The following is a 25615-nucleotide window of genomic DNA, read 5'->3' on the forward strand; positions in this document are numbered from 1 at the left end:
CTATTCTTCTGCCATGACCTTTAGTGGTGAGTCAGCCGATGCACGAAACCAACGCCCCCGACACCCTGGACATCTACGACTACCTGCAACGCATGCAGAAGCGCAACGCCTCGGACCTGTTCCTCAGCGTCGGCGCACCAGCCCACGCCAAGGTGGAAGGCCGCAGTCAGCCCATGGACGAGCGAGTGCTGGTCGCCGGTGACGTGCAGCGCATGGCCTACCAGCTGATGAGCCAGAAGCAGTCGATGGAGTTCGAGCGCGACCTGGAACTCAACCTGGCGGTGAGCCTGCCGGGCAGCGGGCGTTTCCGGGTCAACATCTACTACCAGCGCGGCGAGGTAGCCATGGTGGTACGCCTGATCCGCAGCCAGATCCCCGGCTTCGACGCCCTGGGCCTGCCCAAGCTGCTGGGCAAACTGGTGATGCAGGATCGCGGCCTGATCCTGGTGGTGGGCGCCGCCGGCTCCGGCAAGTCCACCACCCTCGCGGCCATGCTCGACTTCCGCAACCACCACCGCGACGGCCATATCGTCTGCATCGAGGACCCCATCGAGTTCCTCCACCAGCATGACAAGTCGATCATCGACCAGCGTGAGGTCGGTCTCGACACCCATAGCTTCGCCGATGCCCTGCACAACGTGCTGCGCGAATCACCTGACGTGATCATGCTCGGCGAGATTCGCGACGCCGCCACCATGCAGCACGCCCTGCACTATGCCGAGACCGGCCACCTGTGCCTGGCTACCCTGCACGCCACCACCAGCAGCCACGCCATGGAGCGCATCGTGCGCTTCTTCCCGGACGAGGCGCGCAAGCAGGTACTGGCCGATATCGCCCACAACCTGCTGGCGGTGGTCGGCCAGCGCCTGGTGCCGGGGCTTAAGCAGAAACGTGTGGCCGCAGTGGAAATGATGCTCGGCACGCCCTATATCCGCGACCTGATCCAGCGTGACGAACTGGACCAGCTGCGCGAGGCCATCGCCCGCGCAGCCGAACACGGCCTGCAGACCTTCGACCAGCACCTTTTTCTGCTGCTTGAGGAGGACCGCATCAGCCTCGCCGATGCACTCAAGTTCGCCGACTCGCGCACCGATCTGAGCCTGCGCTTCAAACTCGAACGAGGCTTCTCCGCCGATGACGCTGAACGCAAGGTACTGCGCGACGGCTGAGTCGATAAACGGGCAGCCGCGCATCACGGGCGCTTGACACGGATCAATGGCGAATGGCCATCATCGTTTAAGGTGACGCATCAGCCTCTCCCCCGGGATCACCATGCCCAGCCCTACTCCACTCCTCGTGTGCAGCGATGCCAACCAGGCCGCTCAGCTGCGCCGCCTGCACCCCGACTGCGAAGTGATCGCCGACCCGCTCGACTGCAGCCACGCCCCACTCTGCCGCTGGCTGGAAGGTTCGCGCCTGGGGACCGACGCGCGCGTCCATTCCGCGCTGTGCGATGCCGTGTCCATCCTGGATCGCACCCGCCACGCCTTCCGCTCACGCGAGCTCGGCCAGTTGCGACGGCGCCTGGAATTACTCTTGGTCGAATTGTCGGCACCTCCGGAATGAGGTAGAACCCCCTTACACCCCAGGTTCCGCCAGGTGGCGGAGACCGGCTTTGCCGGGCAGGACATACGGGCCTGCAAGACGAAGCGCCGCGACGCCCGTTCTCACGAACGCGCCGTCCGGCGCTTTTTTTGTGCCCGCAAAAAGGTAGTGGAAGGGAAACACCATGACATCCGAGGAAACCCTGATCGAGCTGATGCGCCGCATCGGCCTGGACCGCGAGGAGGTCGATGAGCGCCACCGCCTGCTCGACTGGCAGCGCGATGACGCCCTGCGCCTGTCCCGCGCCGCCAACGACATGACCGAGCCACACCAGCGCTTCGTCGAGCGCCTCTACGAACACCTGGGCGCCTTCCCCGGACCCGCGGGACTGATCAACGAAGAGAGCACCTTGGCACGCCTCAAGCACAGTCAGCTGGAGTATTACGAGCGCTTGTGGCGCGGCCCCTTCGACCGGGAGTATCTGAACGGCCGTCTGCGCATCGGCCTGATTCACCAGGTAGTAGGCGTGGAACCGAAGTGGTATCTGGCCGCCTATCGCCTGTACCTGGACGAGATGAACGACGCGCTGTTCGGCGATCATCCCCAGGCCGCGACCGCTGCCAGTCTGCTCAAGGCCGTGTTCTTCGACATGACCCTAGCCATCGATACCTATGGCGCTGCTCAACGTCGCGCCCTGGAAGACAGCGAAGCACGCTTCGCACGTGCACTGCGCGGCGCCAACGATGGCCTCTGGGACTGGCATCTCGAGCATGATCGCCTGTACGTCTCCGAGCGCTGGGCGCAGATGCTCGACCTGAGCCGGGACGCCCTCGGCGAGGGCTGTGCTGCCTGGTTCTCCCGCGTCCATCCGGATGACCTGCCGGGCCTGCGCCAGGCCATCGACGGTCATCTGGGCGGCCGCACTGCGCTACTGCACCACGAATACCGCATCCGCCGCAGGAGCGGCGACTACCTGTGGGTGCTGGCTCGCGGTGTGGTCGAGCACGACCAGGATGGCCAGCGCCGCATGGCCGGTTCGCAGACCGATGTCAGCGCCCGCAAGGCGGTGGAAGAGCAGCTGCGCCACGCTGCCCGCCACGATCCGCTGACCGGCCTGGCCAACCGTCTGCGCCTCGACGAACTGCTCAAACAGACCCTGCAGCAGCTGCGCAAGCCAGGCGCCCGCGACGCCGCGCTGCTGTTCGTCGACCTCGACCGTTTCAAGCTGATCAACGATAGCCTCGGTCACCACACCGGCGACCAGGTTCTGGTAGAGGTTGGCCGCAGGCTGTCTCAGTGCCTGCGGCCCGGCGACCATCTGGCCCGCTTCGGCGGTGACGAGTTCGTCGTGCTGCTCACTGACCTGGCCTGCATCGCTGACGCCGAACAGGTGGCCCAGCGCATGCTCGACGGCCTCTATCACCCGATGCACATCGGCGAACACACGCTGGTGGTCAGCGCCAGTATCGGTGTCGCTCCGTTACGCGCCAGCGCCGACGCCTCCGAGGCGCTGCAAGCCGCCGACCTGGCCCTGTATCGCGCCAAGCAGGCCGGCAAGGCGCAGTTCGCCCGCTACAGCCAGGAACTCCAGGCGGCCGCGCGACGCCAGCTGGAGCTGGAAAGCGCCCTGGGCCAGGCCCTGGAACAGGACGAGTTCATCCTGCACTACCAACCGATCTGCCGTATCGAACAGGACGGTCCCTATCTGGTCGGCGTAGAGGCCCTGCTGCGCTGGCGCCACGGCGGCCAGCTGATTCCGCCGCAGGAATTCATCTCTTCGCTGGAGGAATCCGGGCAGATACTGCGGGTCGGCGACTGGGTGCTGCGCCAGGCCTGTCAGCAGGTTCGGGCCTGGCAACAGGCGGGCCACGACCAGTTGCGCTGCTCGGTGAACCTGTCCAGCCGCCAGCTGCAGCAGGACGACTTCGTTGCCCGACTCACCGACATCCTCATGGATACCGGCCTGGCACCTGACAGCCTGGTGCTGGAAATCACCGAGAGCCAGCTGATGCGCGACTGCACCGCCACCCTGATCGCCCTGCGCGAGCTGGGCAGCCTCGGGGTACGCCTGGCACTGGATGACTTCGGTACCGGGTACTCCTCGCTGGGCTACCTCAAACGCTTTCCGCTGCACATCCTCAAGGTCGACAAGAGCTTCATCGACGGAGCGGACCCGGAGTCGCTGGCCATCAGCCGGGCCATCATCGGCCTGGGGCGCAGTCTTGGCCTGGAGGTAGTGGCCGAAGGTGTGGAGCGTGCCGAGCAGCTCGACTTCCTGCTGGGGGAGAACTGCCGTCTGGCCCAGGGCTACTGGTTCAGTCGACCGCGACCGGCGGCAGAGCTGGTTCAGCTCTTTGGCGAAGAGAGAGGCGCCGATGGGTTCCGGCGTCTGATGCCCGAGCCTCGCTCATTCACTTCTCGACGGGAAAGACAAATATGAAGATCAACTTGCCGATCACCCGCCACGAGGTGGCGGTCGACCCGCGGGCCAACATTCTCTCCACCACCGACCTGAAAGGCGTCATCACTTACGTCAATCCCGACTTCGTCACCATCAGCGGCTACAGCGAGACCGAACTGCTCGGCCACAGCCACAATCGGGTTCGCCACCCGGACATGCCACCTGCGGCGTTCGCCGAGCTCTGGCAGACCCTGAAGCAGGGACGGTCCTGGATGGGTGTGGTGAAGAATCGCTGCAAAAATGGCGACCACTACTGGGTCAGCGCCTTCGCCACCCCCGTGGTGCGCAACGGCGTGGTAGTGGAGTATCAGTCGGTTCGCAATCAGGCAGCTCCGGAGATGGTCGCACGGGCCGAGCCGCTGTACGCCGAGCTCGCCGCCGGGCGCATGCCGCGCTCGCTGCGCCCGCGACGCCTGAGCGCCGTGGCCAGCCTGGCGCTACTGGTCGGCCTCGCTCCGCCGCTGAGCGCCGGGCTGCTCGGGCTGATCGGGGCTTTGCCGCTGCTGCCTGCCGCGGCCGCAGGTATCGGGCTTGGTGTCGGGCTGGCGGGCCTGGTGCACTGGCGCCTGCGGCCGCTCGACGAACTGGCGCGCAGCGCCCGGAGTATCGCCGACAATCCACTGGGCCAGTTGGTGTACTGCGGCCGCAACGACAGTTTCGGCCAGATCGCCTTCGCCCTACGCAGTCTCGAAGCCGAGTCTGGAGCCATGGTCGGTCGCATCGCCGACTCGGCGCGCCAGCTGAATGACAATGCCGGCGAACTGGCGGCGGCCATGGACTGCAGCCGCGGCGCCAGCGTGCTACAGCAGCACGAGACCGAGCAGGTGGCCGGCGCGGTGGATCAACTGGCAGCCAGCGTGCTGGAAGTGGCTCGCCACGCCCAGCTCAGCGCCAGCGCTGCTGCCGAGGCCAACCAGGCCACCGATAGCGGGCTGCGCCAGGTGGAGCAGACCCGCCAGTTGATTGCCGAACTGGCTACCGAGGTTCAGCAGGGCAATCAGGTCATCCAGCAGCTGCAGACCCACAGTCTGGAGATCGACCATGTGATCGAGGTCATTCAAGGCATCGCCGAGCAGACCAATCTGCTGGCGCTCAACGCCGCCATCGAGGCCGCACGAGCCGGTGAGGCCGGGCGTGGCTTCGCTGTGGTCGCCGACGAGGTACGCGGCCTGGCCACCCGAACCCAACAGTCCACCGCGCAAATCCAGACCCTCATCGAGCGCCTGCAGTACGGTACAGCCGCCGCCGTCGAAGCCATGCAGCGCAGCCAGCAACAGGCCGAGAGCAGCGTGGAGAACGCCTTGCGCACTGCCGAGGCCCTGGCCGGAATCAATCGCCAAGTGGAGGCCATCAGCGGCATGAGCCTGCAGATCGCCACGGCGGTGGAAGAGCAGAGTGCGGTCGGCGAGGACATTCAACGCAATCTGGAAGGCATCCGCGAGGCCGGCCACAGCAATGTCGCCGCCAGCGGTCGCAGTCGCAACAGTGCCGATCATGTGGCCGCGCTGGCAGAGCGCCTGCAATTGCTGGCGGAGCAGTTTCGCCGGCACCAGCAACTGAGCTGAACGCCTCGCGCGCAGGTCGATCTACACTTCAATCCGAGGGTCCTGTGCGATCTGCCCAGCACGGCTGACCGCTACGGCGCGCCCGACAGGAGCGCCAAGACCTTCGGACAGGAGGGCTGCCGGGAGATTCGGCCCCATCGAAGAAGAGCGAGCCCCAGGACATGGGAGGCTGCGCCATGCTCACCCTGCTCAACCTGCTCTCGGCCATTGCCTTGCTGGTCTGGGGCACCCACATCGTACGGACCGGTATCCTGCGGGTGTACGGCTCACAGCTGCGGCGCGTGCTCAGCCACAGCGTGGCACACCGCCCACGGGCGTTCGCTGCCGGCATCGGCGTCACTGCCCTGGTGCAGAGCAGCAACGCCACGGCACTGCTGGTCACCTCCTTCGTCGCTCAGGACCTGATGGCGCTGGCCCCGGCCCTGGCCATCATGCTCGGTGCCGACGTCGGTACCGCCCTGATGGCACGGGTGCTGACCCTAGACCTGTCCTGGCTGTCGCCGCTGCTGATCTTCGTCGGCGTGGTGCTGTTCCTGTCACGCAAGCAGAGCCGATTGGGCCAGATCGGTCGAGTCAGCATCGGCCTGGGCCTGTTGATCCTCGCCCTGCAGCTGATCGTCCAGGCCGCCAAGCCGATCGCCGAGTCGCACAGCATCGAGGCTCTGTTCGCCTCACTGACCGGCGACCTGCTGCTGGATGCACTGGTTGGCGCGCTGTTCGCCCTCATCACGTACTCCAGTCTGGCCGCCGTGCTGCTCACTGCAACCCTGGCCGGCAGCGGGATGATCGGCCTGCCGGTGGCCATCGGCCTGGTGATCGGTGCCAACATCGGCAGCGGCGTGCTGGCTCTGCTCAACAGCAGCTTGCAGTCGGCCGCCGGGCGACGGGTGGCCCTGGGAAGTTTGCTGTACAAGCTGCTCGGCCTGCTGTTGATCCTGCCCTTCGTCCACCCGCTGGTGGACTGGATGAAGGAGCTGGACTGGTCCGCCGCCACCCTGGTGATCGGCTTCCACCTGGCCTACAACAGCCTGCGTTGCCTGCTGATGCTGCCCAGCGTCGACCTGATGGCGCGGCTATGCAACCTGCTGCTGCCGGAGCGGCCGCGCGACGATGGCGTTGCCCGGCCTCGCCACCTCGACCAGGCAACACTGGAAACACCGAGTCTGGCCCTGGCAAACGCGGCACGCGAAACACTGCGCATCGGCGACCTGATCGAACAGATGCTGGCGCACTTGCTGGAAGTGCTGCAAGGCGGCTCCAACGGCGCCAGCCAGCAGGTGCGCCGGCTGGACGATGACGTCGATGCGTTGTACGGCGCGGTCAAGCTGTACCTGGCACAGATGCCGCGCGACGACCTGCCGAACCACGACAGCCGACGCTGGGCCGAGATCATCGAGATGGCCGTGAATCTGGAGCATGCCGGCGACCTGATCGAGCAGATGGTCGGCAAGCTCGACAACCATAAGCGCGCCCGCCACTACAGTTTCTCCGACAGTGGCCTGGAAGAGCTCAGGAACCTGCACGGCCTGCTGGGCAACAATCTGCGCCTGGGGCTCACCGTGTTCCTCAATGGCAATCGTGAGAATGCCCAACACCTGCTGCAGGAGAAACGCCGCTTCCGCCGCGAGGTGCGTCGGCTGGCCCACGCTCACGTCGACCGGCTCAGCCGGCAGGTGGTGCAGAGCATCGAGACCAGCGCGCTGCACCTGGAGCTGATCGCCGATATGAAGCGCCTCAACTCGCTGTTCTGCGGCAGCGCCCATGTGGTGCTGGAAGACGAGGGCAGAACAGAGAACGCAGACAGTCCACCCCTGAATCCGATACGGTCGCTGGGCGATTAAGCGAAATCACGATCCCGACACGCACAGGGATGACCTGGTCGGCGCTTCGCAGCGCCAACGCTGGACTGGCCTGGGGCCTGAAAGTAGCCTCCCATGAGCCGTCCCTAGGCCCTGTCGATTTCGCTTGGGCAGGTAACCGGCGCGAGACAAGGAACGCAGTCGGCACCCTGCAATATCGCCACTGCAAAGGCAGTCATAAGCCGCAGGAAAGCGCCATGGCGGATAACACCCAAAGCACCCAAGCCAGTCGTTCCGACATTGGCCCCAATCCTCGTCTCGCTGGCGTGTACATGCTGCATAGCGGCCCGACCGATCGCTCTGCCAGCGCCCACCACCGCTAGCTTCGGATGTGATATGCCCGCAGAAACGCTCACCGAATTCGACGCGCTGGCCTCCGAGATCGGCCTCGCTCTACCCGATCTGTTGCGAGACCTTCTGGCGACGGGCAACACCGTCTACGGCCCCGAGTGGGCTGCGACATGGCAAGAGAGGTCTCTTCAGGGGACATCTCCCTTCATCAGTTGGTATGACTTCGAGTGGATCGAAGCATCCGATGCTCGCCGCGAAATTGAAGAATGGCTCAACCCGGAAGAGCAGGCAGGCAAGATCTTTCTGCCCTTCGCCCAATCGGGTGCAGGCGATCTCTACTGCCTGATGCCCTTCGACGAACACACCATCGGTGTGGCACTGATATGGCACGATCTCGAGACCAGCCAGATCGGCTATCGGTCTTTCGATGATTTCGTCGCCGTTCGATTCCTGGAAACCTTCGCCGACCTCAACCACCTGACAGATGATTTTTCCGAGGAAGAGGCCATCCAGAGCCTTCGAAGCGACGTATCGTCCGTGACCGAGCTGATGGAAGCAGAAATGCGGCATCACCTGAGATCGCTTGCGACGCTCCCAGTCATGTTCCGCGAGTTTCACCATGGTCCTGAATGCCGCTCCGAGACAGTGCTCTCGCTGATATCCCAGGAACAGCTGGAGCTTGAGTGCCGCAGATTCCCAGCGCCGGATATCGCGCCCTTCTCTATTACCGCCCGCTGGAAAATCGACCCGCCGACCTTGGGGGCCACTACGATTGCCGCACCACCCGCCCCTGACTGGCGCACCCAGGCGTTGGAAGCGGACCAGAAGTTCGCCGCCATTCAGTCCTACCGGCAGGAATTCAAGGTCAGCCTTGCCGAGGCCAAAAGTGCGATAGATCAATATATCGCCAACAACCGCCAGGTTTAATTAGGCTCTGGCGAGCAGCTCTTGCAGTAGCGGGAGCATGCATTTGCCAAGGCCCTTGCGCCCACCTACCCCGCCAAGGTCTCTGCATCTGAAGTGACGGAAACATCATGAAGCCAGCTATTTGCGGCGTTTGCGGAAGATTCCAGATCGCGGGCGACTGGGTCGAATTCCAGGACTATGACGAGAGCCAATTGACGAGTTTGACGCACCCGGCGGGGCTCGAATTCTTCTGTAATGAGCATCTCGGAGAGGCGCTCAAGCTTGCCAGCCAGGATGCGTCCAGCGCGCTGAACGCACTGAAGATGACATACCTCAGCGACTCCTCTGTTTAGCGCCAGTAACGCCACGGATGGAGAAACAGCTGACCCAATGCAATCCGTCGGCTATCAGCTCCCAAAGAACCGCAATATCCTGATAGATTGCCCCGCGCGCCTGGGAACAAGAAAGGCACGACCGAAGTACCGACCTGGAGAAATCGCCTTTATGGATAAGAAGTTGTACGCCCTTGGCCTTTCATTGCTGATAGGCACGGCACAGGCGCAAAGCCTCGATGAGTTGGCCCCTGTCGAGGGTTCGCAGGGAACCGACATCACCTACCAGCCGTCACGGCAGATCGAGCAACCAGCGTTGATTCAGCTGGGGCCGCTGGACCAGACCAAGACTAGCAAGCTGAATCGACAGCCGGAGGCAGGTCAACCCATGCAGGTCGGCGTCCGCCGCGATGTGGCAGCCTTGAAGAGCGTCAGCCTGACCCAGGCACAACTGAACTGGCAACCGACCGCTAGCGGCGGACATATCGCCGCCATCGAAATCGCCTCGGACGATGCAATTGCGGTGCGCCTGGCGATAACCGTCGGTCACCTCCCCTCCTCCGCTACGCTGTCTTTCTATGGGGCGAATGCTGATGAAGCAATCGTGGTCCATGCCAGCGAAATCCTCGCCCTGCTACAAGCCAACCGTGAGGCGGGGGATTTGAGCGCCGAGGCGAGCGAATACTGGTCGCCGATGATGAGCGGGGAAACCATCGGCATAGAGATCGAACTGCCTGCTGGAATCGAGCCGACCAATGTGGCAATCGGCCTCCCGAAGATCTCCCACTTCTACCGCAGCCTTCAGACCGCCAAGGCGATCGGTGACTCCAGCTATTGCCAGATCGATGTGGCCTGTTCACTGGACGCCGATCGCGACCTGGACAACAAGAGTCGCGCCACCGCCAAGATGACCTTTATCGAGGACGGTGACAGCTACGAATGCAGTGGCACGTTGCTGAACAACCGGAAAGCCGATCGCACACCCTATCTGCTCAGCGCCAACCACTGCATTTCCTCGCAGACGGTCGCCTCGACCCTGATCACTCACTGGTTCTTCCGGGCAGATAAGTGTCTGTATGGGGTCCCGAAGGATACAAGCACGCTCTCGGGCGGCGCTAAGCTGCTCTACAACAGCAGCAAAACCGATACCACCCTGCTGCAACTGAATAAGCCGGCTCCCCAAGGGGTGGTATTCGCAGGCTGGAGCACTGACCTGGCCACGCAAGCCTGGATGCGGCCGGTTGTCGGCGTCCACCACCCGGAGGGTGACCTGCAGAAGGTCAGCTATGGCTACATCGACGACTTCCTTTCCTGCAGCGAGCTCAACTCGTGGGGAAGGTTCTCCTGCAGCCCCGGCAACCTCGCCAGCTCCAACTATATAAGCATCAGATGGCAGCAAGGCTTCACCGAGGTCGGTAGCAGTGGCTCCGGCCTGTTCAGTGATACCCGGGTTATCGGCCAACTGCTCGGCGGTAACTCCACCTGTACGGGCGGCACTGACACCTACGGGCTGCTGCGTCCCGCCTACGAGGATGGATTGAACAAGTGGCTCAACCCCGCCGGGAAGCCAATTACTGTCAACGGTACGGTGGTCGAGTTCTATAACCCTGATCAGAACCGCTACTTCATCACCGGCGACGCCGCGGAGCAGCAATTCGTCGATGGCGGCAGTGTCGGGCGCTGGATACGCACCGGCCAGTCTTTCAAGCACGGCGGAGATAGTTCGGTCTGCCGTTTCTATGGCAACACCAATGTCAACCCGGCCACCGGCAACATCTACGGCCCACCCTCACACTTCTACTCGGTACTGCAGCATGAGTGTGACTCTCTGATCGAGATTTACGATCCGACGACCCTGAGCTGGAAGTTCGAGAGTTACGACTTCAAGAGCAACAAGCCAGACGCGGAGGGCACCTGCCCGGCGCAAACCAAGGCTGTACACCGCCTCTATAACAACGGCTTTGCCAAGGGAATACCCTCCAATCACCGCTATGCCACCAGTCCCGCCATCATCGACCAGATGATCGACGAAGGCTGGGACTACGAGGGTGTGAAGATGTGCGCGCCGCTCTAAGCCGGATAGCCGTCGCTACAAAGAAAAAATGTCGATTCAAGCCGGCCCCTCGCGGGCCGGCTGCCGGACAAAGCCGGTAGTCCGATTTGCGTGAATGGGCTACCGCACCGCGCTCCCGGCGTGTGGCGCTGCTGGTATTCTGCCGAACCCGCCGCCGCCCACTGCATGCTCGATGCCGAACTGGAAACCTCACCTGCTCCACCTCCTCGCTCTGCTACAGCGCTACCCCGGCCTGATCGCCGCTTTCGGGTTCTGCTCCGGCGTTGCCAGTTTCATTCTGGTCGATCGCCAGGAGGGAGTGGGCAAGGTGATCGCCGTGCTGATGTTGCTGAGCTGGCTGGCTCTGCTGCTGGAAGGCGTGCTGACCCGCAGTGCGGCGCGCTGGCTGGGATTGGAGATGCCACCGGTGGTGCTGCGCTACCTGACGCAGCTGATCCACCAGGAAAGCCTCTTCTTCGCCCTGCCCTTCTTCCTGATCACCACAGCCTGGAACAGCGGTCAGGCGCTCTTCACCGGCCTGCTCGGCGCCTGTGCCCTGCTCGCCATCATCGACCCGCTCTACTATAAGTGGCTGGCCGCTCGGCGCTGGCTCTACCTGGCCTACCACACCCTCACCCTGTTCGCCGTGCTGCTCGCGGCGCTTCCCCTGATCGTCCACCTGACCAGCTACGACAGCTACCGGCTGGCCCTCGGTATCGCGTTGCTGCTCTCGGTGCCCAGCCTGGCCAGCACGCTGCGTATTCAGCAGGCCTGGCGCTGGCTGGCCTTGGGCGGCATGGTCTTGGCAATTGGAGCGGGCGGCTGGCTGGCACAACGCTGGATTCCACCCGCGACCCTCTGGCTCACCGAGGTGGCAGTGACCGAACGCATGGCCAATCGCGCGCCCGGCGCCAGTCTGCGCTCGATCAGCTCCAACCGCCTACGCCACGAGGGGCTCTATGCCTATACCGCCATCAGCGCGCCGCGCGGCCTGAACGAACGTATCTACCATGTGTGGCAGCAGAACGGCGTGGAGATGGACCGCATCGCCCTGGACATCCATGGTGGACGCAAGGCCGGCTACCGGGCCTGGACCCACAAGAGCCACTTCCCGAGCGCCCCGGCCGGCGAGTGGAAAGTGCTGGTATTGACCGAAGGTGGCCAGCAGATCGGCGTGCTGCGCTTCACGGTCACCGACTAGCCAGCGGATGCCCTCTCGGGCAAGCTGCCGGCTCGCCCGCTGCAAGGATTGCATCATGCTCAGACCCCTGGCCTGCCTGCTGGCCGCGTTGCTGCTCGGCGGCTGCATCGACCAGTCGCAACCCACCGAGGCGGAGCGCCAGCTGCTGCTGACCGATATCGACTTCGGCTACGGAGAAGAAGGCCACTACAGCAAGACCACCACCTACTGGACCCGCACCACCGATATCACTTACGACTCGCCGCCGCTGAGCGGCTTCTACCTGCACAGCACCGTATCGCTCACCCCGAACGCCAGCGAGGCAGTCCTTGCCAGCTATGGCTCCCTGAAAGGAGCAGGTGTTGCCTTGGGATTGATGAGCGAAGGCCTGACCGAAGAAGAAATCGAGCTGACACGCGAGTTCGGCAGCCATGCCAAGCTCATCCTCCTGCGCAAGGATGGGAAACCGGTCGGCAACATGTTCTCCGTCAGCATCGGCAAGAAGGTGATGTATACCTTCTTCACCGGAAAGCACTACTTCGACTCGGCAGACTCGTTCGAATCCTTCATCGCCCCCAAGATCAGCGCACTCGAAGCACACGAATACGACGACCCGCTGCTGGAGTGGGGCAAGGGGCTGTTCGCCGACGAGGAAGGCGACGAACAGGAAGCCCTCTGACCCACTACAGACGGAAGCGCTGCACCATGCCGTTGAGCTCCGTGGCCAGGCGCGCCAGCTGATCACTGGCCACCGAGGTTTCCTGGGCGCCGGTGGAGTTCTGCTCGGCTATGTCACGAATCGCCACCAGGTTGCGGTCCACCTCACGCGCTACCTGAGCCTGCTCCTCGGCGGCGCTGGCGATCACCAGATTCATCTCGTTGATCTGCCCGACCCGCTCGGCTATCAGCGCCAATGCGCTGTCCGCCTGGGTGGCCATCTCACTACTGCGTACAGCGTACTCGCTGCTCTGGCCCATGGCATCGACCGACTCCTGACTGGCGCTCTGGATCGCGCTGATCATCCGTTCGATCTCCTGGGTGGAACTCTGCGTACGCTGGGCCAGCGCGCGCACCTCGTCAGCCACCACGGCGAAGCCTCGCCCCTGGTCGCCGGCCCGAGCTGCCTCGATGGCGGCGTTCAGCGCCAGCAGGTTGGTCTGCTCGGCGATGGTGCGGATGACCTCCAGCACCCTGCCTATGGCGATGGCCTCATCCGCCAGACGGGCGATGGTAGTGGAGGTCAGCTGCAGACGGTCACTGAGCTGCTCGATGGTACTGCGTGTGGTGCTGACCTGTCGGCGCCCAGCCTCGGCCGTCTGCTCCGCCTCACGTGAGGAGTCCGAGGTGTGATTGGCATTGCGCGCCACCTCGTCGACCGCTGCAGACATCTCGGTAACGGCGGTGGCGGCCATCTGGATCTCGTCATTCTGCCGGGTGATGCCCTTGGCCGACTCTTCCGTCACCGCATGCAGCTGTTCTGCCGCAGATGCCAGCTGGGTAGCCGAGCTCTGAATGTTCTGCAATGTGTCGCGAAGGGTGTTCTGCATGTTGCCCAGCGAACGCTGCACCTGCGTCACCTCGTCATTGCCTTCGGCACTGACCTTCTGCGTCAGGTCGCCTCCGGCGATGCGCTGCGCCGATACCGAAAGCTGCGCCAGCGGTACGGTAATACTGCGGCTGAGCAGCCAGGCAGCCATGATGGTGAAGATCACTGCGGCGGCGAGAATCACGCTGAAGGTCGCGGTTGCCGAATTGGCGCTCTTCTCCGCACGTTCACCGGCACCCTCTGCACCTTTGTTGTTCAGACCGATCAGCTGATCGAGGGCGGCGATCAGCGCATCGAAGCTCTGCTCCGATTTGGCCAGCAGAGCAGGCTCCACCGGCCCTGCTGCCAGGCTCGTCAGCACCTGCTCGAGGTTCTCTTCGTAGGCCCCACTCTTGGCCTGATAGGCATCGAACAACCGCCGGTCCTCATCGAGGATGATGGTCTTCTCGTAAGCATCGTCGTTACCGCGCACCCGCTGCTCCAGCGTACGAATCTCCGCGCGTAGCGCTTCCATCTCCTGGGGCTGGGCCATCGCCTCGTTCTCGGCGAGACGCATCTGCTGCCGGTCGGACTTGATCTTGGCCATCAGATCGAGACCCTGCATCCACACATCCTTCACTTCGAGGAGCTCCCCCCGCAAGCTGGACAGCTGCGCGAGGGCCACGCCACCCGTGCTGAGCAGAATCAGGACGAGTATCCCGAAGCCAACGGTATTACGAAGACCGACACTGTATGAACGCAGGAACATGGCGAACTCCCAAAGCGAGAGGGGGTTCGCTGAGTCTAGTCAGTGGCTGGATGCCTGCACGCACGACGCCGAGCCGGTAAACCAGGCATCGCGGTGCAGACACAGGGCCCGTCATCAGAACGGGAAAACTCCATCAGGCGTCGAGCGACGAGGCCGGTCCGAAGAACTCGTAGCGGGCCTGGGCATCCGGCACACCGAGTTCGCGCAGGTTGCGCCTGACTGCACTCATGAACGGCTTGGGCCCTAGGAAGTAGGCATCAACGTCGCGCTCCGCCGGCAGCCAGGCCTTCAGGCGTTCCAGGGACAGGCGACCGTGGGCATGGGCGCCATCGTTCGGGCGCTGCTCTTCCAGGCAGTAGAAGCGCTGCACCTGCGGGTTGGCCGCCACCAGTTCCTCCACCCGGTCGGTGAAGGCCTGGACGCCGGCGTGGCGAGCACAATGGATGAAGCGAATCGGCCGGCCGCTGTGCACCGCCGCCTCCAGCATGGTCATCAACGGCGTGATACCGACCCCCGCGCTGATCAATACCAGCGGTTTCTTCGACTGATTGAGGGTGAATTCGCCCGCCGGAATGAACAGCTCGACCTCGTCGCCATCGGCAACCCGGTCATGCAGGTAGTTGGACACCCGGCCACCCGGTTCGCGCTTGACGCTGATGCGGTACTCCCGGCCATTCGGGCCAGCGGACAGCGAGTAGTTGCGGCGCACTTCCTCGCCGTCGATGAACAGGCGAATGCCGATGTACTGGCCGGGAATGAAATCGAGGATGCTGCCGCCATCGGCCGGCTGCAGGTAGAAGGAAGTGATCTCCTCGCTCTCGTTCACCTTGCTCGCCACGCGGAAAGCGCGGCCACCGCGCCAGCCACCGTCGGTACGCTCGGTAGCGGCGTAGATTTCTTCCTCGGCACCAATCAGCAGGTCGGCCAGTTGACCGTAGGCCAGGCGCCAGGCCTCGATCACCTCATCGGTTGCGATCTCGGCGCCCAGCACTTCGCGGATGGCACGCAGCAGGCAGCTGCCGACAATCGGGTAGTGCTCGGGCAGAATCTGCAGCGACACATGCTTCTGCACCACCTGCGACACCAGCGGGCCGAGAGCCTGCAAGCGGTCGATGTGCCTGGCGTACATCAGCACGCCGTTGGCCAGCGCTCGCGGTTGGTCGCCGCTGGCCTGGTGCGCCTGGTTGAACAGCGGGCGCACCTGCGGGTACTCCGAGAGCATCATGCGGTAGAAATGGGTGGTCAGTGCCTCGCCGCCGCTTTCCAGCAGCGGTACGGTGGCCTTGACGAGAGCAATGTGTTCGTTGGACAACATAGGTATTTCCTCTTGCACGCAGGGTTGTTATGCCTGAGGAATATCAGTATCCATGCCAATATTTTTATTGTTTAAAATCATGTAGTTATATTATTTGCAGTCACTTAGACAGCTTATAAATACGAGTCTAATAGACATCACGGAGTCATGATGACCACCCACCCGCTGCTTCAGGCCCTGCTTCCGCTGGTCGACGATCTCAGCCGTGAACTGGACGAAGACGAGCGTTATCGCCGCCTGCTCAGTGCCCTGCGCGCACTGATCCCGTGCGATGCCACTGCGCTGCTGCGCCTGGAAGGCGACCTGCTCATCCCACTGGCGGTGGATGGCCTCAGCCCCGACACACTGGGGCGCCGCTTCACCCTGGCCGAACACCCGCGTTTCGAGGTGCTGCTGGGCGACCGGCGGCCGACCCGCTTCGCCGCCGACAGCGACCTGCCCGATCCGTACGACGGCCTGGTGGAAGAGCACGTCGGCCATCTGGAAGTGCATGATTGCCTGGGCTGCCCGCTGTTCATCGACGACCGTCCATGGGGCCTGATTACCCTCGACAGCATGGAGCCAGGCAGCTTCGCCCAGAGCGACCTGGACAATCTCGAAGCCTTCGCCCGCCTGGCCGCCGCCTCGGTGAAGGCCAATGATCGCCTGCTCAGCCTGACCCAACGCGCCGAGGCCGAACGTCAGCTGGCCGCACGTTTCCGCGAGGTGGCCGGCCAGGCCGCGACAGCCGAACTGATCGGCCAGAGCCCCGCACACAAGCGTCTGCAGGCGGAGATCGATACCGTGGCAGGCAGCGACCTGACCGTGCTGATCGAGGGCGAGACCGGAGTTGGCAAGGAACTGGTCGCGCAGTCCATTCACCGCCGCTCACCGCGCGCCGGCAAGCCGCTGATCAGCATCAACTGCGCGGCATTGCCGGAACAATTGGTGGAGAGCGAGCTGTTCGGCCACGTACGCGGCGCCTTCACCGGCGCCAGCGGCGAGCGCAGCGGCAAGTTCGAACTGGCGGACGGTGGCACGCTGTTCCTCGACGAGGTCGGCGAGCTGCCCCTGCCCGTCCAGGCCAAGCTGCTGCGTGTGCTGCAGAGCGGCCAGTTGCAGCGCCTGGGCTCGGACCGCGAGCATCGGGTGGACGTACGCATCCTCGCCGCTACCAATCGCGACCTGGCCGAAGAGGTACGCGCCGGGCGCTTCCGCGCCGATCTCTACCACCGCCTCAGCGTCTACCCGCTACAGGTGCCGCCGCTGCGCGAGCGTGGCCGCGACGTGCTGCTACTGGCCGGCCACTTCCTCGAACAGAACCGCGCACGCTTTCACCTGCGCGGCCTGCGACTGGCCGCCGAGGCCCAGGCCGCGCTGCTGGGCCATGCATGGCCGGGCAACGTGCGCGAACTGGAACACCTGCTCGGCCGTGCCGCGCTCAAGGCCATGGCACGTCAGCCAGAACGACCGCGCATCCTCAGCCTGGAGACTTGCGATCTGGATCTGGGACCAGCACCTGCCGTGCCGCAGCTCATCACTTCGGAAGCCCCAGGAGAACCAGCCGCCGAGGCCGTCGGCGATCTGCGCCTGGCGGTGGATGCCTACCAGCGTCAGCTGATCCAGGCTGCCCTGCGCCGACAGCAGGACAACTGGGCCGCCGCCGCCCGAGAACTGGGCGTGGACCGCGCCAACCTGCACCGTCTGGCGACTCGCCTCGGCCTCAAGTGAGCAGCTCCCGGCAATCGTTAAACCTCTACCGAGGCGGTTCCGACGCCCGCCTCCAGCTTGCGCCACAACAGGCGCACCGCCGCCTTGCGCGATAGCACACAGCGGTACAGGCGAATCTCCAGCGGCACCTGCCATTTCTCCCCGCCGCACACCACCAGCTCACCACGGGCCAACTCGGCGGACACCGACAGGCGCGGCACCCAGGCCACGCCCAGGCCTTGCAAGGCCATGGTCTTGAGGCTGTCGGCCATGGCCGTCTCGTACACCGTGGTCGAACGCAGCGCGCGCTGACGCAGCAGCTGGTTCACCGAACGACCGAGAAAGGCGCCGGCGCTGTAGGCCAGCAGCGGCACGCTCTGCCCGGTGTCCAGGTCGAACAGCGGCGCCCCATCCTCGCCGACCGTGCACACCGGCAACATGGCCGTGGCACCCAGATCCAGCGAGGGAAAGATGTCCGGCGCCAGCTGCACGGCCGCATCCGGGTCGTAATAGGCGAGGATCAGGTCGCAGCTACCCTCGCGCAGCGAGTGCACCGCCTCACCAACGTTGGTCGCCACCAGCCGGGTCGACAGCGGCAGACCCTCGCGCCTCAGGCGGCCGATCCATTCGGGGAAGAAGCCGAGGGTCAGCGAATGCGCGGCGGCAATCTGCAGCACCTCGCCCTGCTGCCCCTCAAGATTGTGCAGGTGACGCACCACCTCGCCCAACTGCTCGACCATGCTCCTCGCGGTGACCAGGAACAGCTGACCAGATTCGGTCAGCTCCACCGGCGTGCGGGTGCGGTTGACCAGGGTCAACCCTAGTGCCGCTTCAAGGCTGCGGATGCGCCGGCTGAAAGCCGGCTGGGTGACGAAGCGCTTCTCGGCGGCCTGGGAAAAGCTGCGGGTACCAGCCAGGGCGACGAAGTCTTCCAGCCATTTGGTTTCGAGATTCATCGGAACTACCCAGCCCGTTACGTTTGAAATTATGCACGCGCGACATTCAACCTAAGTCACGGCGACATTATGCCGATTCTGCATACCATAGCGTTTAACAGCATTGGCCGACAAACGGCAGGAAGCCTAGATTATTGGGCATCGCGGCACCAAGCCGTATTTCCCAGAGAAAAGACATATCATGTCCGCTGCTGCATCCGCCCGCATCGAAAAAGATCTGCTCGGCACCCTCGAAGTCCCCGCTGAAGCCTACTACGGCATCCAGACCCTGCGAGCCGTGCAGAATTTTCGACTGTCCGGCGTACCGCTGTCGCACTACCCGAAACTGGTGATCGCCCTGGCCATGGTCAAACAGGCCGCCGCCGACGCCAACCGCGAGCTGGGCCACCTGTCCGCCGCCAAGCACACCGCCATCAGCACCGCCTGCGCCCGCATCATCCAGGGCGAGTTCCACGACCAGTTCGTGGTCGACATGATCCAGGGCGGCGCCGGTACCTCGACCAACATGAACGCCAACGAGGTGATCGCCAACATCGCCCTGGAAGCCATGGGCCATGAGAAGGGCGAGTACCAGTACCTGCACCCGAACAACGACGTGAACATGGCGCAGTCGACCAACGACGCCTACCCGACCGCCATCCGCATCGGCCTGCTGCTCGGCCACGACAGCCTGCTCAACGCCCTCGACAAGCTGATCCAATCGCTGGCCGCCAAGGGCCTGGAGTTCGGCCATGTACTGAAGATGGGCCGCACCCAGCTGCAAGACGCCGTGCCGATGACCCTCGGCCAGGAATTTCATGCCTTCGCCACCACCCTGGGCGAAGACCTGCAGCACCTCAAGCGCCTGGCGCCGACCCTGCTCACCGAGGTGAACCTGGGCGGCACCGCCATCGGCACCGGCATCAACGCCGACCCGAAATACCAGAAGCTCGCCGTGCAGCGCCTGGCCATCGTCAGCGGCCACCCGGTGGTACCGGCGGCCGACCTGATCGAGGCCACCTCGGACATGGGCGCCTTCGTGCTGTTCTCCGGCATGCTCAAGCGCACAGCGGTGAAGATGTCGAAGATCTGCAATGACCTGCGCCTGCTCTCCAGCGGCCCGCGTACCGGCATCAACGAGATCAACCTGCCGGCGCGCCAGCCGGGCAGCTCGATCATGCCGGGCAAGGTCAACCCGGTGATTCCGGAGGCGGTGAACATGGTCGCCTTCGAGGTGATCGGCAACGATCTGGCGCTGACCATCGCTGCCGAAGGCGGCCAGCTGCAGCTGAACGTGATGGAGCCGTTGATCGCCTACAAGATCCTCGACTCGATCCGCCTGCTGACCCGCGCCATGGACATGCTGCGCGAGCTCTGCATCGACGGCATCACCGCCAACGAACAACGCTGCCGCGAGCTGATGGAGAACTCCATCGGCCTGGTCACCGCGCTCAATCCCTACATCGGCTACGAGAACGCCACCCGCATCGCCAAGGTGGCGCTGGAGACCGGTCGCGGTGTGCTGGAACTGGTGCGCGAGGAGAAGCTGCTGGACGACGCCACGCTAGCCGACATCCTACGCCCGGAAAACATGATCGCTCCACGCCTGGTACCACTGCAGCACTGATTGGAGAACGCCCCGTGCAAACGTCCAAGCCCCCTGTCACCAAGGCCCTGTTCCTCGCCCTGCATCCGCCGCGTCGGTGCTGGCCAGGCCTCGCCGGCGTCTATACCTCGCCGAGCCAGGCGAAAACACCCGCCCGAAAAGCGGAAACCGCTTCATAGACGAGGCCCTCACCAGCCTCACCACTCTGGGATGGCCTCGGCCATCCCTTTTTTTGCGCGCCGCTCTGCCAGCTAGCGCTGTTCCCCTTAGCCGTACCAGTCAGATCAGAGCAGCCAGGCACGACGCAGCATACGAATCGCCTCGGCGATCTGCGCCTCGGGCACGGCAGCGAAACCCAGTACCAGCCCAGACCGCTCATCCACCGGCTCGGCGCTGTGCTCCAGCCAGTAGTCGCTCAAACCGTTCATCTCCACGCCAGCGGCACGGGCCGCCGCCAGCAACTCTCGCTCGCGGGCCAGATTGTCGACCCTGATGCAGAGGTGCAGGCCAGCCTCCACTCGCGGCAACGGCGAGCAACCGGGAATCGCCTCGGGCCAATCACGCACCAGCGCCTCCAGCCGCGTCCGCGCCGCCAGGCGCATGCGCCGCACATGGCGCTGGAAATGCCCGGTGGCGATGAACTCGGCCATCACCGCCTGGGTGCCCACCTCCGAGTGGCGCATGTCCACCGCGCGGCGGCGGGCGAAGGCCTCGGCCAGCGGCGGCGGCAGCACCAGGTAGCCAAGGCGCAAAGCCGGGAAGGCAATCTTGCAGAAGGTGCCGACGTACAACACCCGCCCCTGCCGATCCAGCGCCGCCAGGGGCGTCAGCGGCGTACCGCTGTAACGGTACTCGCCGTCGTAGTCGTCCTCGATGATCCAGCCGTCACGCTGCTCGGCCCATTCCAGCAGCTCCAGGCGCCGCGCCAGCGACAGGGTGACGCCAGTCGGGTACTGGTGCGAGGGCGTGACGTAAACCAGCCGGCAGTCCTCGACGGCGGCCAGCGCACCGGTATCCAGGCCGTCGCCATCCACCGGCACACCACACAACTCGGCGCCCGCCACGGCAAAGGCATGACCAGCGGCACGGTAGCCAGGGTTCTCGACGGCCACCCGCTCGCCCGGCTGCACCAGCAGTTGCGCGCACAGGCTGATGGCCTGCTGGGCACCGCAGGTAATCACGATCTGCGCCGGGTCGCAGCTCAACCCGCGGCTGCTGCGCAGGTAGGCGGCCACCAACTCACGCAGGGCCGGGTCCCCCGCCGGGTCGCCATACCCCAGGCGCGCGGCCGAGGGCTTGCGCCAGAAGCGCGCCTGCAGCCGCGCCCAGGTCTCGAAGGGGAACAGGTCGAAGGCCGGTACGCCGATGCGAAAGGCCCGCGGCGCACCCGTCACCGGTGGCGGTAGATGATGATGTTGCAGGCGCTGCAGCGCCACACCAGGCGCCGGTCCGCTGGCCTGCGGCTGCGGGGCCGGACGCTCGCTGGCCAGGTCGGCCACATAGGTGCCGTCACCCACGCGCCCCTCCACATAGCCTTCGGCATACAGCTGGTCGAAGGCACGAGTCACGGTATTGCGCGACACCCCGAGCAACTCCGCCAGATCACGACTGGCCGGCAGCCGGGTGCGCCCCGCCAGGCGGCCATCGAGGATACGCTCGCGCAGGGCCTGGTACAGCTGGCGCGCCAGGCCCTGGTCGGGGTCGAGGCGAATGCCGGAGAGGTCGACCGGTAGCGGCGGAGTGACGGACATGGATTGGCTCCATCGAACTGGCGGTAAATGGATCTTACAACAGGCCAATATCCTGCCTAGCATGGAACCATTCCGCCAGGAGCCGTCACCATGTACATGCCTGCATCCTTCCGCCAGAACGACCTCACCGAACTGCACGCGCAGATGCAGGCCAACCCCTTCGCCCTGCTCGCCAGCAGTGGAACTGACGGTATGCAGGCCAGCCATCTGCCGTTGCTGCTGGAGCCCGGCGAAGGCGAGTTCGGCACCCTCTACGGTCACTTCGCCCGGGCCAATCCGCACTGGCGCGACCTGCAGGGCGGTGCCGAGGCGCTGGCCGTGTTCTCCGGCCCGGATGCCTACATCAGCCCCAGCTGGTATGCGGCCAAGGCCGAGCACGGCAAGGTGGTGCCGACCTGGAACTACATCGCCGTGCACGCCCGCGGCCCAGTCGAGCTGATCGAGGAGCCGGAGCGCCTGCTGCAGATCGTCAGCCGCCTCAGCGACCAGCACGAGAGCGGCCGCGCACAGCCCTGGGCGGTCAGCGATGCCCCGCGCGAGTACATCGACACCATGCTGCGCGCCATCGTCGGCTTCGCCCTGCCGATCCGTCGCCTGGACGGCAAATGGAAGCTCGGCCAGAACCGCTCGGCCGTCGACCAGGCTGGCGTGCAAGCCGGCCTGAACGACTCCACCGCCCCGCGCGACCGCGAGATGGCGGCGCGCATGACGCTCAACCACTGACCCGACAGAAGGGAATCCCATGTCCAGCTCGCCACTCACCATCCGCCCGCTCAGCGCCGCCGACCATGCCGTCTGGCTGCCGCTGTGGCAGGGCTACCAGCGCTTCTACAACGCCACGATTGCCGACGAGACCAGCGCCCTGACCTGGCAGCGCTTCCTCGACCCCGCCGAGCCGATGCATGCCGCCCTGGCCTGGCGCGACGGCGAGGCCGTCGGCCTGGTGCACTACATCTATCACCGCAGCTGCTGGACCACGGGCGACTATTGCTACCTGCAGGACCTCTACGTGGCCGAGGGCATCCGCGGCGGCGGCATCGGCCGCGCGCTGATCGAGCATGTCTACGCCGAGGCGGCGGCCGCCGGCGCCAGTCGCGTGCACTGGCTGACCCAGGACACCAACTACCAGGGCCGCATGCTCTACGACCGTATCGCCGACCGCTCCGGCTTTATCCAGTACCGGAAGCTGCTGGGATGAGCGCCGACCTGAGCCAGTGGCAGACACGCCCCTTCCCACCTCACGAAGTGCAGCAGGGCCGTTTTATCCGCCTGGAGCGGCTGGATGTCGTTCGCCATGGCGACGATCTCTGGCAGGAGCTACAAGGCCCGGACCCGGCGCTGTGGGACTACCTGCCCTACGGCCCCTTCACCGAGCGCACCGCCTTCGATGCCTGGCTGGCCGGTAATGCCGACAGCCACGACCCGCAGTTCCATGCCGTGGTCGAGCAGACCAGCGGACGCGCCCTGGGCCTGATCGCCTACCTGCGCATCACCCCCAAGGACGGCTGCATCGAGATCGGCCATGTCGCCTTCGGCGGCACCATGCAGCGCACGCCAGGCACCACCGAGGCGGTCTTCCTGCTGGCCCGACACGCCTTCGACGATCTCGGCTATCGCCGCTTCGAGTGGAAGTGCAACGCCAGGAACGCCCGATCCAAACGTGCGGCCGAACGCTTTGGCTTCGTCTACGAGGGTCTGTTTCGCCAGCACATGGTGGTCAAGGGCGAGAGTCGCGACACCGCCTGGTACGCGATGATCGACAGCGAGTGGCCAGCGTGTCGCACAGCCTTCCAGCGCTGGCTGGCGGTCGACAACTTCGATGCCGAGGGTCAGCAGAGACACCGACTGGAGGCACTGCGCAACGAGGGCTGATCCTCCCGCTCTCAGCACTTGCCCGCAGGTGCCAAAGCCTAGCGTCGGGTCAGTTGCCGGTAGAGCTGCGGCAGGTACAGCGGCAGGTGCTGGGGCTTGTCGATCAGGGTGTAGCCGCCAGCGCCGAACATGTAGGGCAGGTAGTCGCCGGCTTCCTGGTCGATGGTGATGCAGAACGGCAGCACGCCGGCACGACGCGCCTCCAGCACCGCCTCACGGGTGTCTTCCACGCCGTAGCGGCCCTCGTACAGGTCCAGGTCATTGGGTTTGCCGTCGGTGACCAGTAACAGCAGGCGCTGGCTCTGCGGGCGTTCGCCGAGCAGGCGGGTGGCCTGGCGGATCGCCGCACCCATGCGTGTGTAGTAACCCGGACGCAGGGCCAGGATGCGCCCGCGCGACTGATCGTCGTAGCGCTGGCCGAAACGCTTGAGCTCCTGCATGCGCACCTGCTGGCGGCGCAGCGAGGAGAAGCCGTACAGGGCGAAGTCGTCACCAGCCGCCGACAGCGCTTCCGCGAACAGCAGCAGGCTGTCGACGATGACATCGATGACCCGCTGCTGGTCGTTGAGGTGCGACTCGGTGGACATCGACAGGTCGGCCAGCAGCAGGCACGCCAGTTCGCGACGGGTGCTGCGCTGTTCGAGGAACAACCCCTTCTCGCTGGCCTTGCCCTGTCGGCGCTGCACCTGGAAATCGAGCCAGGCGCTGAGGTCCGGCTCGCTGCCCTGCGGCTGCTGGCGCAGCCACTGGCGGTCGTTGCGCAACACCTCGAACTGGCGGCGCAATTGCCTGGCGGGCGGCGCCAGGCGCGCGGGCAGGGTTTGTGCCTCGGCGGCACGCGGGTGGTACATCTGCAGGGATACGTGGCGCTCGTGCAGCGCCGCCTGGCGATAGTCCCACTCCGGCAGGAGTAAGCCCTCGCCCAACGGCAGGTCGTCCTGTTCCGCCGACGGCAGGTCGAGGTCGAGGCGCAGGCCGCCGCCCTTGCGCGTGCGCTGGCGCGACAGGGTCAGCTCGTCGAGGTCCTCGGCCACGCGGGCGGCGTCGAGGTCTTCGCTGTCGTCGTTGCAACGGTCCAACTGGACGTGCTCGGACCAGCTGAACAGATTCTCCAGGCGGAACAGCAGCAGGCCGCCCTTGCCGCTGCTGTCGTCGATGCGCGAGGCGCGCTTGCGCAGCGAGCGTTGTGTCGGATTGGGATTGGCGGCGCTGCCCTCGCCTTCCTCGGGCAGTTCGCTGGAGGCGCCAGGACCTTGGCCCTGCGCCGGATAGAGCCATAGCGACAGCGGCCATGGCGCGTGCTCGTCATGAGCGAAATGAGTGACGCTGCCAGGCTCGCGGAGCGCCTGGCGCAGGTCGCGCTCCAGCGCCGCGCTGGCAGGCGGCAGGCTGTCGGGGGCCGGGCGCAGGCGCAGATGAGCCTCCACCAGGCGTTGATAACGGGGCCGCATGGCCGGATAGCGTTGCAGCAACTCACAGACCCAGCGCTGATTGTCGCGCCCCCAATGGCGCATGCCATCCGAGACGGCGGCCAGCATGGCCAGCCAGCGATACAACTCACGGTTGAGTTCGGCGTGAGGAAATACCGCGAGGCTGGGTGGAAGACGCATGTTCTGCGCATCGCACCAAGCCACGGGCATCTGTTGGCAGGTGCCGGCGATCTGCTGCAGCAGGCTGCGCCGCAGCAGCAGTTCGCGCGGCTGTGCCGCCTGGATCTGCACCGCACTGGAACCACCCAGGGCGTGATAGAGCAGCGCCAGGGAGCGTTGCAGGTCGCTCAACTGCACCTGTGCGTGCGTGAAGTCCGGGGCGGCGTGGCGTGTGATGAAGCGATGCCAGACGCTACCGGCCCACTCCTCGACTTCGATGCTGAAAGCCATGCAGGACTCCCCGGGAGAATGGGCGGTGGGAGGGGCCGCAGCGGCGATGGCCGCAGCTGAAGCACCTCCCACGGGTTAACA

General features: G+C 65.0%; 20 protein-coding genes and 1 pseudogene. 16 read left to right on the top strand and 5 right to left on the bottom strand.

The annotated features are described in order from the left end of the window. Nucleotides 1-38: 38 nt before the first annotated feature. The 11 genes and pseudogenes from IB234_RS02115 to IB234_RS02160 all read left to right on the top strand — a co-directional run bounded on the left by IB234_RS02115 (nt 39) and on the right by IB234_RS02160 (nt 12871). A complete protein-coding gene (locus tag IB234_RS02115; protein WP_192313096.1) occupies nt 39-1169 on the top strand; it encodes a PilT/PilU family type 4a pilus ATPase in 1131 nt (376 codons plus the stop codon). A 103-nt stretch (nt 1170-1272) separates the two neighbouring features. Then, complete coding sequence (locus IB234_RS02120; protein ID WP_192313099.1) at nt 1273-1566, top strand: hypothetical protein; 294 nt, start codon at nt 1273-1275, stop codon at nt 1564-1566. A gap of 163 nt (nt 1567-1729) precedes the next feature. Beyond that, nucleotides 1730-3985 carry a putative bifunctional diguanylate cyclase/phosphodiesterase gene (locus tag IB234_RS02125; protein ID WP_192313102.1) on the top strand — a complete coding sequence of 752 codons (2256 nt, stop codon included), beginning with the start codon at nt 1730-1732 and terminating at the stop codon, nt 3983-3985. Continuing rightward, nucleotides 3982-4311 (top strand): annotated as a pseudogene (locus tag IB234_RS24305) (PAS domain-containing protein); the annotation flags it as partial. The gene IB234_RS02125 and the pseudogene IB234_RS24305, both read left to right, overlap by 4 nt. A gap of 81 nt (nt 4312-4392) precedes the next feature. Next, entirely contained in the window at nt 4393-5571 is a 1179-nt protein-coding gene (locus IB234_RS02130; protein ID WP_412547897.1) for a methyl-accepting chemotaxis protein, read from the top strand. Nucleotides 5572-5747: 176 nt separating this feature from the next. Next, nucleotides 5748-7412, top strand: a complete 1665-nt coding sequence (locus IB234_RS02135) for a Na/Pi cotransporter family protein (RefSeq protein WP_192313105.1) — start codon at nt 5748-5750, stop codon at nt 7410-7412. A gap of 354 nt (nt 7413-7766) precedes the next feature. After that, entirely contained in the window at nt 7767-8648 is an 882-nt protein-coding gene (locus IB234_RS02140; RefSeq protein ID WP_192313108.1) for an SMI1/KNR4 family protein, read from the top strand. A gap of 107 nt (nt 8649-8755) precedes the next feature. Next, entirely contained in the window at nt 8756-8980 is a 225-nt protein-coding gene (locus IB234_RS02145; protein WP_192313110.1) for a hypothetical protein, read from the top strand. Nucleotides 8981-9017: 37 nt separating this feature from the next. Beyond that, on the top strand, nt 9018-11033 hold the full coding sequence (locus IB234_RS02150) for a hypothetical protein (protein ID WP_192313111.1): 2016 nt from the start codon (nt 9018-9020) through the stop codon (nt 11031-11033). A 172-nt stretch (nt 11034-11205) separates the two neighbouring features. Then, nucleotides 11206-12213: a DUF5924 family protein gene (locus IB234_RS02155; protein WP_192313114.1), complete on the top strand. Its 1008-nt coding sequence runs from the start codon at nt 11206-11208 to the stop codon at nt 12211-12213. A 55-nt stretch (nt 12214-12268) separates the two neighbouring features. Beyond that, nucleotides 12269-12871: a hypothetical protein gene (locus tag IB234_RS02160; RefSeq protein WP_192313117.1), complete on the top strand. Its 603-nt coding sequence runs from the start codon at nt 12269-12271 to the stop codon at nt 12869-12871. Between the two features lie 4 nt (nt 12872-12875). On the opposite strand, the gene IB234_RS02165 is transcribed toward IB234_RS02160, so the two are convergent. Together IB234_RS02165 and hmpA are read right to left on the bottom strand one after the other, a co-directional pair. Then, complete coding sequence (locus tag IB234_RS02165; protein ID WP_192313120.1) at nt 12876-14486, bottom strand: methyl-accepting chemotaxis protein; 1611 nt, start codon at nt 14484-14486, stop codon at nt 12876-12878. A 133-nt stretch (nt 14487-14619) separates the two neighbouring features. After that, complete coding sequence (gene hmpA / locus IB234_RS02170) at nt 14620-15801, bottom strand: NO-inducible flavohemoprotein (RefSeq protein WP_192313123.1); 1182 nt, start codon at nt 15799-15801, stop codon at nt 14620-14622. Between the two features lie 150 nt (nt 15802-15951). On the opposite strand from hmpA, the gene norR reads away from it, so the two are divergent. Beyond that, nucleotides 15952-17511 carry a nitric oxide reductase transcriptional regulator NorR gene (norR, locus tag IB234_RS02175; protein ID WP_192313126.1) on the top strand — a complete coding sequence of 520 codons (1560 nt, stop codon included), beginning with the start codon at nt 15952-15954 and terminating at the stop codon, nt 17509-17511. 17 nt (nt 17512-17528) lie between these two features. Here the strand turns inward: norR and IB234_RS02180 are convergent, their stop codons facing one another. Continuing rightward, on the bottom strand, nt 17529-18446 hold the full coding sequence (locus IB234_RS02180) for a LysR substrate-binding domain-containing protein (protein ID WP_192313129.1): 918 nt from the start codon (nt 18444-18446) through the stop codon (nt 17529-17531). Between the two features lie 181 nt (nt 18447-18627). Between IB234_RS02180 and aspA the strand changes: the two genes are divergently transcribed. Then, nucleotides 18628-20052: an aspartate ammonia-lyase gene (gene aspA / locus IB234_RS02185; protein WP_192313131.1), complete on the top strand. Its 1425-nt coding sequence runs from the start codon at nt 18628-18630 to the stop codon at nt 20050-20052. Nucleotides 20053-20315: 263 nt separating this feature from the next. Here aspA and IB234_RS02190 read toward each other — a convergent pair whose 3' ends face one another. Next, nucleotides 20316-21782 (bottom strand): PLP-dependent aminotransferase family protein, encoded by a 1467-nt coding sequence (locus tag IB234_RS02190; RefSeq protein ID WP_192313134.1) that lies wholly within the window; start codon nt 21780-21782, stop codon nt 20316-20318. Between the two features lie 90 nt (nt 21783-21872). Between IB234_RS02190 and IB234_RS02195 the strand changes: the two genes are divergently transcribed. The 3 genes from IB234_RS02195 to IB234_RS02205 are packed head-to-tail and all read left to right on the top strand — an operon-like array spanning nt 21873 to nt 23654. Further along, entirely contained in the window at nt 21873-22505 is a 633-nt protein-coding gene (locus IB234_RS02195; RefSeq protein ID WP_192313137.1) for an FMN-binding negative transcriptional regulator, read from the top strand. A 19-nt stretch (nt 22506-22524) separates the two neighbouring features. Further along, nucleotides 22525-22980 carry a GNAT family N-acetyltransferase gene (locus tag IB234_RS02200; RefSeq protein ID WP_192313140.1) on the top strand — a complete coding sequence of 152 codons (456 nt, stop codon included), beginning with the start codon at nt 22525-22527 and terminating at the stop codon, nt 22978-22980. After that, the gene (locus tag IB234_RS02205) at nt 22977-23654 is read left to right on the top strand and encodes a GNAT family N-acetyltransferase (protein WP_192313144.1); all 678 of its coding nucleotides are present in this window, start codon (nt 22977-22979) and stop codon (nt 23652-23654) included. The genes IB234_RS02200 and IB234_RS02205 overlap by 4 nt, the downstream gene beginning before the upstream one ends. Before the next feature lie 38 nt (nt 23655-23692). On the opposite strand, the gene IB234_RS02210 is transcribed toward IB234_RS02205, so the two are convergent. Beyond that, the gene (locus tag IB234_RS02210) at nt 23693-25534 is read right to left on the bottom strand and encodes a nitric oxide reductase activation protein NorD (RefSeq protein WP_192313147.1); all 1842 of its coding nucleotides are present in this window, start codon (nt 25532-25534) and stop codon (nt 23693-23695) included. Nucleotides 25535-25615: the final 81 nt, after the last annotated feature.

The sequence above is a fragment of the Pseudomonas sp. PDM16 genome, assembly GCF_014851865.1.
Classification (GTDB): Bacteria; Pseudomonadota; Gammaproteobacteria; order Pseudomonadales; family Pseudomonadaceae; genus Aquipseudomonas.